Annotated in this window: 8 protein-coding genes and 1 pseudogene; 4 read left to right on the top strand and 5 right to left on the bottom strand. The window is 32.0% G+C overall.

The annotated features are described in order from the left end of the window. Positions 1–486: 486 nt before the first annotated feature. Positions 487–1320 carry a GLPGLI family protein gene (locus tag AC15TD_RS15435; RefSeq protein ID WP_484453034.1) on the bottom strand — a complete coding sequence of 278 codons (834 nt, stop codon included), beginning with the start codon at positions 1318–1320 and terminating at the stop codon, positions 487–489. A 442-nt stretch (positions 1321–1762) separates the two neighbouring features. Beyond that, positions 1763–2443: a hypothetical protein gene (locus AC15TD_RS15430; protein ID WP_484453033.1), complete on the bottom strand. Its 681-nt coding sequence runs from the start codon at positions 2441–2443 to the stop codon at positions 1763–1765. Between the two features lie 274 nt (positions 2444–2717). Between AC15TD_RS15430 and AC15TD_RS15425 the strand changes: the two genes are divergently transcribed. Genes AC15TD_RS15425 through AC15TD_RS15415 form a run of 3 tightly spaced genes read left to right on the top strand, consistent with a single transcriptional unit; the run spans position 2718 to position 5317 of the window. Beyond that, a complete protein-coding gene (locus AC15TD_RS15425; RefSeq protein ID WP_484453032.1) occupies positions 2718–3938 on the top strand; it encodes a sulfite oxidase in 1221 nt (406 codons plus the stop codon). Continuing rightward, entirely contained in the window at positions 3939–4409 is a 471-nt protein-coding gene (locus AC15TD_RS15420) for a monoheme cytochrome C (protein WP_484453031.1), read from the top strand. It begins immediately after the preceding gene. 32 nt (positions 4410–4441) lie between these two features. Beyond that, the gene (locus AC15TD_RS15415) at positions 4442–5317 is read left to right on the top strand and encodes a sterol desaturase family protein (protein ID WP_484453030.1); all 876 of its coding nucleotides are present in this window, start codon (positions 4442–4444) and stop codon (positions 5315–5317) included. Between the two features lie 143 nt (positions 5318–5460). Here AC15TD_RS15415 and hisS read toward each other — a convergent pair whose 3' ends face one another. After that, entirely contained in the window at positions 5461–6843 is a 1383-nt protein-coding gene (gene hisS / locus AC15TD_RS15410; RefSeq protein WP_484453035.1) for a histidine--tRNA ligase, read from the bottom strand. 128 nt (positions 6844–6971) lie between these two features. On the opposite strand from hisS, the gene AC15TD_RS15405 reads away from it, so the two are divergent. Beyond that, the gene (locus AC15TD_RS15405) at positions 6972–8210 is read left to right on the top strand and encodes an ABC transporter permease (protein WP_484453029.1); all 1239 of its coding nucleotides are present in this window, start codon (positions 6972–6974) and stop codon (positions 8208–8210) included. On the opposite strand, the gene AC15TD_RS15400 is transcribed toward AC15TD_RS15405, so the two are convergent. Together AC15TD_RS15400 and AC15TD_RS15395 are read right to left on the bottom strand one after the other, a co-directional pair. After that, positions 8211–8678 (bottom strand): DUF6495 family protein, encoded by a 468-nt coding sequence (locus AC15TD_RS15400; protein WP_484453028.1) that lies wholly within the window; start codon positions 8676–8678, stop codon positions 8211–8213. A gap of 65 nt (positions 8679–8743) precedes the next feature. Next, positions 8744–10096: pseudogene (locus tag AC15TD_RS15395) on the bottom strand (TonB-dependent receptor); the annotation flags it as partial.

Genomic DNA, 10096 nt, shown 5'->3' with positions numbered 1-10096 from the left:
ATGTCTATAAGAAATTGCTTGTTCTCGCCTACTTTGGGAATTCCACAGGAATTTCCAACTTGGTGTGTACCTGCAAAATTAAGTGCTATACCACACAACTACTCATGGTCGAGACCGTTGTGCCGCAATTGAAATTAACAAAATTCTAACCTTAAGCAAATTTTTATTTTTACTAAAAAATATTTTTTAAAACACTGTTTTTAAGGTATCTTGCTATAAAATAATTACGAACAATTGTGAACACAAAACTTAACACGTTTTTGAACACGATTAATATTTGTTAAAATACATATTACTGATTATCAGTTTTTTATAATTTATAGAATTTTCCTACAAAAATTCATAGCCCCGAGGTCGCGGGATCGTACTCCGCTCTCGCTACAGGCTTTAAGTGTTTTTATTAGAGCTGTTTAGATTACTCTAAAAGTTTTTTAATGATTAATTACTACATGATGTCTTATCTACAGTTTTTATATTGAACAAATATCAACCTCTTCTTCTTCCTCGGTTTTCTCTCATTTCAATCATTTTTCCTTGAATAGTCTCTTGATATTTACTTTTTGTAATTTCTGTTCCTTTTTTAGGAGCTTCAATATTGATTTTTGTCTGAGGGTTGATGACAATTTTCGAACAAAGAATCGTCGTATTATCTGCATTAACTTCTAAAATAAGTCCTGGAAGTCCCCAATACTCACCTGGCCCATGTCCCACAGGTATCTGCGGTGTATACCATGCTTCAATTGCAGTCATTTTAATCTCAGGCTCTTCAACTTTCCCAGAATCTGCTGTTGCTTCATTAATTTCTGGTCTTAAATCACTCCATGAAAAGTCATACCAATTCAATTCTAAAGATGGCACTAAAGCCGTTGCCTTAAAACACATATATTGTCCTATTTGCTTTGTTTCGCTACCCATTTTCCAATCAAATTTCTGCAACTCATCTTTAACTAAGAATTGCTTTCCATAAAATTCCTGGCTCTGTACCAAGGCATTTTCCTTAACATTCTTATACTGTTCACCTTGAGAGAAATTCTTTCCCCAAGAATCTGTTGCACCCGAAATCGCATCTAGCTTGTCTTCTTCATTGAACACAGATTCTTCCTTATTAAAATTCAATACATAGGTTTTTTCTAATCGATTCTTAAGACGCATAGCAATTTGCTTTTTCTGTGCTTCACTCATTCTTGCTCCCCAACTCCCTAACTCCATAGTAGATTTAGAAAAATAATAAGCTTGACCTTGAAATTCTTGGGCATTTGAACTCACAGAAAATAACACTAAAAAAATGAAAAAACTGAATTCAATTAATTTTGATTTCATAAGGTATATTTATAGTTGATTTTTTGTTTAACAAATATAAACAAATAATAAACAATTTGGTATTAAAATTTAAAACAATACAATAATGCCGTCGTCAACGCTAATAAATAACCTCTTTCAATAATTAGTTAAAGTCATTTTTTATATTTTTAAAATTCCCTCTCAAATATTTATAATCTTATTTGATAGATATCAAATAGTCCAGTATAATTTTTATTTGAAGAATGAAATACAAAATAAAGTTTGCAAAGAAAAGAGTTGTTTTTATGTCTATCCGATAAATTTAAATTTAGATGCATAGAATAAATCTAACCCAATCGTATTTTAGTTATTTTTTAGATTCTCTAATTACCTAATTGTGAAAAATCCTTAACAAAAAAACTCTGCATTAACTATGATGCAGAGTTTTTAAAATGAGTCTATTAAGTATCTAATTTTGCTATTAATTATTAGACTCTGAGAGATTTATTCCTTTAAGTAAAATAAACACTCCCATTGTAACCAACCAAATTACTTTTACATGAAAAACAGGTTTGTAAACTTCAAAATTATCTGGAATTAAAAGTATAATAGACATAGCCAACAAACCAAGTAAAACCGTAAACCAACCTAACCATTTACCAAGAATTTTCCATTTAATCATTCCAAAACCTAGTAATATTAGACCTACTCCAGAAAATATGCGTCCAAAACGCACAAAACAGGTAACATATTGATTTGTAAAAAGAGTTCCATCAACAAAATCTTGTATTTCAGAGGGTGATTTACCCATAGTTTGACCTACTCCCCAAGCACCGTAATTATAGTAAAATGCAGCAGCTATTGCAATAGTAAATGTTCCAACAACAACCATTCCTGCACCCGGAACAATTAAAACTCCAAAAGGCCTCTTACCCGTTATAGAAACAAATGCAAAAATAGCAATGGCCATAGTAACCCATCCAAAAATATGGATTCGATACATCCAAATCCAATACCATACATCTTTTCCAATATTTTCAAAATCTGAAGCTTGAAAATACTCTCCGACATGATGTGGCGAAAGCGCCCAACCACTCCATAATAACACTGCCGCTAAAACAAAAGCCCAACCCGTAAATTTTGTTGTAAAATCTTTTTTCATGAATTTTTATTTAATATTTTGAACAATATAAAGCTGCTTAAGATATTATTCTGTAACAATTGTTACATTAGTCTAAATAACATATGAATATATTAAACATTTAACTAATGTAAACTGATATATGTCAGCAGAAAAAACAATAAAAATTATTAATATTGATTTAATAATTAGTAAGACTAACATATAAATTAGCTGTAACAATTGTTACATATCATTAATATAGATATTGTATTTTTCCTAAAAATTAGTTTGTATAACTTATAATAGCAAGCTCTTGAAAAGAAGATCTTTCGTAAAAAAAGCAACGCTCAGTTCGTTTGCTACACTTATTGGAACTGAAATTATTTTCGGATCTAATTTACTTGATGGCTATATACCTTTAGCACTTCAAGATCCAGACCCTTTTGAATTGTTTAATAAAAACAAAGAAATGATTGTGCTTAATGATAAGCCTTGGAATATTGAAGCACAAGCGCATTTATTAGATGATAAGGTTACCCCGAATTCATGTATGTTTATTAGAAACAATGGTTTAATACCTGAAGAAATTGATGTAAAAAATTGGGTTTTAAAAATTGATGGAGAATCAGTTGTTAAGGAAAAAACCTATACGCTTTCAGAATTAAAATCAAAGTTCAAACACTATACATATCAGTTAACAATTGAATGTGGAGGAAATGGACGTAGTGAATTTAATCCACCAGCAAAAGGAAATCAATGGACTATTGGTGCTGTTCATTGTGCATCATGGACAGGTGTTCGTTTAAGAGATGTGTTAGAAGATGCGGGTATAAAAAATAACGCTGTTTACATTGGCTACCATGCCACCGATATACATTTAAGTAGAGACCCTAACAAAGAGCCTATTTCTAGAGGGTGTCCTATGGATAAAGCCCTTCAAGACGAAACATTACTAGCTTTTAAAATGAATGATGAAGACATCCCTGTAGTTCATGGATATCCATTGCGTTTGGTAGCTGGTGGTTGGCCTGCATCTGTGTCAGGTAAATGGGTTAATAGAATTAGTATTAGAAACAAAGTTCATGACGGTACAAAAATGACTGGAGATGCTTACCGAGTCCCCTGTAAGCCTGTTGAACCTGGTGAAAAAGTAAAAGATGAAGATATGTGCATTATTGAATCCATGCCTGTTAAGTCTTTAATAACCTATCCAAAATCGGGAGCTATTATTAGTAAGGGCAAAGCTTTAAATATTAGAGGACACGCTTGGGCTGGTGAATTAGAAGTTGCTAAAATGGAATATTCTATAGATTTTGGGTCGACTTGGAAAACATGTGACATTGAAAAACCTAAAAATAGGTTAGCATGGCAACATTTTACAGCTTCCATAAATTTTCCAGATATAGGATATTATGAAGTTTGGGCAAAAGCATCAGATTCCAATGGTAAAGCCCAACCCATGATTTTACCAGGATGGAATCCAAAGGGATATTTAAATAATGCCTGTCATAGAATAGCCGTTAAAGTAAAATAAATGTCTGAAGAATTAAATTTTTTCAATCAGGTTAAAAAAGTCTATCGTATTATGATGGTACTTTTTAGTTTATTTATAATTACAGGTGGCCTAATTGTTTACATTTTGGTTAATCCTGGCTTTTTAAATATTGAAAAAAAACAAGAAATCGCTGTTGTAGTTGAAGAATTAGACCCAGATAGAATAGAAAATGGAATTCACGTAAGTACTGGATTTATAGATGCAGAAGGGCTAATGACCGTTGTAAGAAACTGTACAAGCTGCCATTCATCAAAATTAGTACTTCAAAATAGGATGAATGTAGAACGATGGAATGCAACCATTAAATGGATGCAAGAAACACAAAATTTACCCGATTTAGGAAAAAATCAAGAAATAATAGTGAATTATTTAGCAACTAACTATCCTCCTGTAGATACTGGAAGAAGAGCTATTTTAACAGATATAGATTGGTACGAATTAGAAAATTAATTATAAAAAACAAATTATAACACTTATTTATTATGGAAAAATATATTAACGCCTTTATTAATTCATTTAATGGAACTTTAGAATGGACATGGAAATCAATAATTTTTGAGGTACCATGGTATACTAATTATTTTTGGGGACTCACAGTCTTATCAATTTTGGTTTGGCTTTTAGAAATAGCCTTCCCTTGGAGAAAAGACCAATCAATAATTAGAAAAGATTTCTGGTTAGATGCTTTCTATATGTACTTTAACTTTTTTGTGTTTGCAATTGTTATTAGTGGTTTTTATAAGGTTATAGGTTTACTTTTTATGGATGCTAATATTACAGCGAAAAGCTTAGCAATAATCGATATATCACAATGGCCAATGTGGTCACAACTGCTAGTGTTTTTTATTGTTCTTGATTTTGTCCAATGGTTTACGCATGTTTTGTTACATAAATATCCTTTTCTATGGAAATTTCACAAAGTTCACCATAGCGTAAAGGAGATGGGCTTTGCCGCCCATTTAAGATATCATTGGATGGAAAATGTTCTTTATAAACCTTTAAAAACGTTTGGCGTTATGATTATTGGTGGTTTTGAACCTAGTCAGGCATATATTGTCCATTTTATTGCCATAGCAATTGGTCACTTAAATCATGCAAACATAAAGATTACTTGGGGACCACTTAAGTATATTTTTAATAACCCTGTGATGCACTTATATCACCATGCGTATACTTTACCTAAAGGAAAATACGGTGTAAACTATGGTATTAGCTTAAGTCTTTGGGATTATATCTTTAAAACAAATTACATTCCTGAGGATAGTGGCACCATAGAAATAGGATTTAAAGGTGATGACAAATTCCCACACGATTTTATTCATCAAAATCTTTATGGCTTTAAAAAAGGACAACGTTAAAATGTTAACCATAAGTTCAAATAATTGAACAAAAGAATTAAATAACATTTAAACGATTAGATAGAATGAAATTCTCATATTCATTTTATAAGAAGGAATAAATAATATGATATGGATTTGCAAAAAGAAAGGAGTCTAAAATATTATTTAGACTCTTTTTTTATTGTATCTACTAATACATTAAATGAAACTTGATTCTGTTCCCCAGAAATCATGTTTTTTAAGGTATACATATTAGAATCCATTTCTTTTTCCCCTACTAAAACTACAAAAGGAATTGCACGTTTATTAGCATAATTCATCTGCTTTTTCATTTTAGCGGCATCAGGGTATAATTCAGCATTAATACCCGTTTCTCTTAACTGCTTAATTGCCTTCAGGCTGAATAAAGCTTCTTTATCTCCAAAATTAATAAAGAGCACGTCAATAGTTTTAGTGATGGTTACCGGAAATAAGTTGAGTTCTTCTAACACCAAATAAATTCTATCTAAACCAAAGCTAATACCAACACCACTAACATCCTTTAATCCAAAAATACCGGTTAAATCATCATACCTGCCACCACCACCAATGGAACCCATTTGAACATTTTTTGGCGCAGAAACTTCAAAAATAGCTCCCGTATAATAGTTTAATCCACGAGCTAAAGTAACGTCAAGTTGTAACCTTGCTGTTTGCAATTCTAAAGTATTAATAGCGGTATTTATAAACTCTAACTCTTCAATTCCCTTTATCCCTTCTTCTGAAGATGATAATATCTCTTTGAGTGTCTTTATTTGTGATTCAAAACTTCCCTCCAGATTAAATAGTGGTTGTAATTTTTCAATGCCAGACTCAGTAATCCCCTTACTTATCATCTCTTCTTTCACCTTCCCCTCGCCTATTTTATCTAGCTTATCTAGCGCCACCGTAAAATCAATCAATTTATCTTGAGCTCCAATAACTTCGGCTATTCCAGATAATATTTTTCGATTATTTATTTTAATAGTAACGTCTTCTAACTTTAACGTATAAAAAACGGTATCATATAATTGAACAAATTCTACTTCCTGCCAAAGCGATGAACTACCAACTACATCAGCATCACATTGATAAAACTCTCTAAAACGTCCTTTTTGTGGTCTGTCGGCTCTCCATACGGGTTGCATTTGGTAACGTTTAAACGGAAATTCAATCTCATTTTGGTGTTGTACCACATAACGTGCAAACGGTACGGTTAAATCATAACGAAGTGCTTTTTCAGAAATACTAGACGTTAACTTGTTTGAATCTTTTTCATCATAAGCGTTTTTATCTGACTTAGATAAATAATCACCTGAATTCAAAATCTTAAAAATAAGTCGATCCCCTTCATCACCATATTTCCCCATTAAGGTCTCTGAGTTTTCAAAACTAGGCGTTTCTATAGGCTGAAAGCCAAACGTTTCAAATACATTTCTAATGGTTTGAAATATATAATTTCGCTTTGCTACCTGTTCTGGATTAAAATCTCTTGTCCCTTTGGGAATACTTGGTTTTTGAGCCATTGAATCATTTTTAAAGGACAAATATCTTAATTTTTGACGTGACTTAACATCTTTTTTAAAATTTATAGTAACTTTAATCATCTTTTATAGTCTTACATGAAAAGCAATTAATTTTTAAATCTGTTTTTATGTTTTCATTAGTGCGAGAAAATATTAGAATTGCCATAAATTCTATAAGGGGTCAATTATTGCGTACTATTTTAACAGTTTTAATTATTGCAATAGGTATTACGGCTCTTGTAGGCATTTTAAGTGCTATTTCTGCCTTAGAAAACACCATCTCTAGTGATTTCTCGTCTATGGGTGCTAATACGTTTAATATACAGCGAAATGAATTTAACGTACAACGGCATGGTGGTGAGCGACAAAAGCAAAACCCAATCATTACCTTTGCAGATGCTAAAGAATTTACTGAACGATATCAATACCCTTTAACATCAATTTCCTTGGTATTTACAGGAACAAATTCAGCGGAAATAAAATATGAGAACAAAAAAACAGATCCAGATGTTCCTGTTTTAGGTGCCAACGAAAATTACATTCAGAATTCCGGATTAAAAGTTGATATGGGACGAGAATTTAATTACTTCGATGTTGAAAACAACAACAATGTATGTATAATTGGTAGTGATCTACAAAAAAAACTATTTGATGGTGCCTATCCTTTAAATAAAACCATTAGTGTAAGAGGAAATAAATTTAAAGTCATTGGGGTTTTAGAATCAAAGAAAACAGGTCTAGGAAGTAATGAAGATTACCGAGTTATTATTCCAATTCAAAAAGCGCGTTCAATTTTCACCAATGCTAATATTAATTATGGTTTAAGTATTAAAGTAGACAAAAAAGAATTGTTAGAAAATGCTCAAGAAGAAGCTATTATTACGTTTAGAAAAATTAGAAAGTTAAACCCCATTGAAGATAATAATTTTGCCATTGAAGATAGTACAGACTTAATAAATCGAGTTAGTTCTATTACGCAATATCTATATATGGCTGCTTGGATTATTAGCATTATTACCATTTTCGGATCATCTATTGCTTTAATGAATATTATGCTCGTATCTGTAACAGAACGCACACGAGAAATAGGCGTTAGAAAAGCATTAGGTGCTAAACGCTTAACTATTGCCTTCCAATTTTTTATTGAAACTATTATTGTTGGACAACTTGGAGGTATTTTAGGGGTTATATTGGGCCTACTAATTGGCTTAGGCGTCTCTGCAGCTGCTGGTTTTAACTTCACCACCCCATGGTTAGCCATGTTTAGCGCATTTGCAATAACCTTTATCGTTGCTATTTTATCTGGATTAATACCAGCAATTAAAGCTTCTAAATTAGATCCAATTGAATCGTTGCGCTACGAATAATTAGTTAATAAGCTTATCAAAATAATTATACAAATCGCCTTTTGAAATTACGGCTCCTTGCTCAATCATTTTAAACTTATCTAAATTTTTATCTTCTGAATACGCTTTATCAGCTTGCAAAAACTCGACGTTCTCATCCATTAAATTGTCTCGTAACCACTTATAGCCTTCTTTAGTTGTGATATCAATTTTGTTTTTTAAGGTGAGTGCGATTACATACATTTTATCCTCACCCATACGAAATAAGTACATATGCTGCGGAGAAATATGCTCTAAATATTCTGCCTTATTCAAAACACCTTCCCAAATTAAATCGCTAAACACATCCAATTCCATTTCGGCTAACTCAGGCTTATTTGCTTTTAAATTTTGCCATTCATCTGCGGTAATAGATTGCGTAGCCAAAAAATTGATAAACTCTTGGTGTAATTCTTCAAATTGTTCTGCAGTAAGTCTTCTGTACTTCATAATATTAAATAAAAAATGCGCTCCTTTGTTAGGAGCGCAAATTTAACAATATAAAATCTTCTATTCTAGAAAATGTATCGCAAACCAAATTGTGCTTGCCATCTAGAAGCTAAACTGGAATCAAAACCAAAAGTTTTGGCATCAGGTCCTCCAATAAATGTATACTCAGGTGTATCGCCAGAGGTATCAACACTCAATGGAGACAAATTGTTTGGTTGTTCAACGACACCCCAATCTGAATTAATAAGGTTTCCAAAATTAAGTATATCTAAACTTAATTGAAGTGTATTTGTTTTATCGCCACTCACTTTGAAATTAAAATCCTGTAAAATTTTAATATCCCATCGACCTCTCCATGGTGCCAAAGCGCCATAACGATCAAAATAACTTCCTCTGTTATCACTTAAATATTTATCTTGTTGAATAAAACTTTCAAAATCATTTTTCATAGTTTCACCACCTGAAAAATTCATTTGTTGTACTTCTGAAGTTGTTGGTATATATATTAAATCATTATTTTGAAAAGAACTATCTCCATTAATATTACCTGCATAGGTATAATTAAATCGACCGCCTTGAGCATATTCAAAAAACGTCGATATGGTAGTTGCCCACTTTTCACTACCATAAATCCATTTTTTACTTCCAACACCTATGAATCTGTGAGTATCCCCGTATTTAGAATATGAAAGCACATCATTATTAGCATTACCTAGGTTAGGGTTAAAATCGAATGCATCACCAGTAATTTCTGCTTCAATGGAGTTTACATCCTTAGCATTAAGGTAGTTATAAGCAAAGCTTGCATAAAGCCCATTCAAAAATGTTTTCTGCGCTTTAAATGTTACATTCCAAATGCGTCCTTTATCGGAATTTGTAAATACATATGCATTATTACCCGCATCACTTGGTAAATAAACGGGTCTATTATCTCCTGGAGCATTTAATGTTCCTGACGGGTTTCTTAACCCCCAGTTTTGAACGTGTGCCGCATTTAAATCTTTAGTATAAGACAGATCAGAAGTAAGCGTAATTCCATTATCTAGCCTGTGGTCGGCACCAATGTTAGTTCGCCAAACTTGCGGCCATTTGTAATCTGGATCAATAAACTGAAAAAAGCCATCGTCAGCACCACTAACTTGGTTTCCTAACCATACAAAAGGAAAACGACCAGTAAACAATCCTGTACCACCTCTTATTTGGGTTATACTTTCATTATTCACATCCCAATTAAATCCTAGTCTAGGTGAGATCAACCAATTATTATTGGGTAACGTTGTTGAATCAAATGTTACTTCTTCATTTGAATTTGGATTAAAATATAACACTGAATTATCTCTTGTAGCAGTATTATCTGTATCAATATATTTTTGAATCAATTCGGCCGTATTAAAATATAATGGTTTATCAAAACGAAC

Source organism: Yeosuana sp., assembly GCF_057126245.1.
This window is presented reverse-complemented; position numbering and strand designations above follow the sequence as displayed.

Bases quoted from the DNA above. Each gene is read 5' to 3' on its own strand.
- AC15TD_RS15435 (WP_484453034.1), bottom strand. From the start codon at position 1,320: ATGAAATCAAAATTAATTGAATTCAGTTTTTTCATTTTTTTAGTGTTA.
- AC15TD_RS15430 (WP_484453033.1), bottom strand. From the start codon at position 2,443: ATGAAAAAAGATTTTACAACAAAATTTACGGGTTGGGCTTTTGTTTTA.
- AC15TD_RS15420 (WP_484453031.1), top strand. From the start codon at position 3,939: ATGTCTGAAGAATTAAATTTTTTCAATCAGGTTAAAAAAGTCTATCGT.
- AC15TD_RS15415 (WP_484453030.1), top strand. From the start codon at position 4,442: ATGGAAAAATATATTAACGCCTTTATTAATTCATTTAATGGAACTTTA.
- hisS (WP_484453035.1), bottom strand. From the start codon at position 6,843: ATGGCTCAAAAACCAAGTATTCCCAAAGGGACAAGAGATTTTAATCCA.
- AC15TD_RS15405 (WP_484453029.1), top strand. From the start codon at position 6,972: ATGTTTTCATTAGTGCGAGAAAATATTAGAATTGCCATAAATTCTATA.
- AC15TD_RS15400 (WP_484453028.1), bottom strand. From the start codon at position 8,678: ATGAAGTACAGAAGACTTACTGCAGAACAATTTGAAGAATTACACCAA.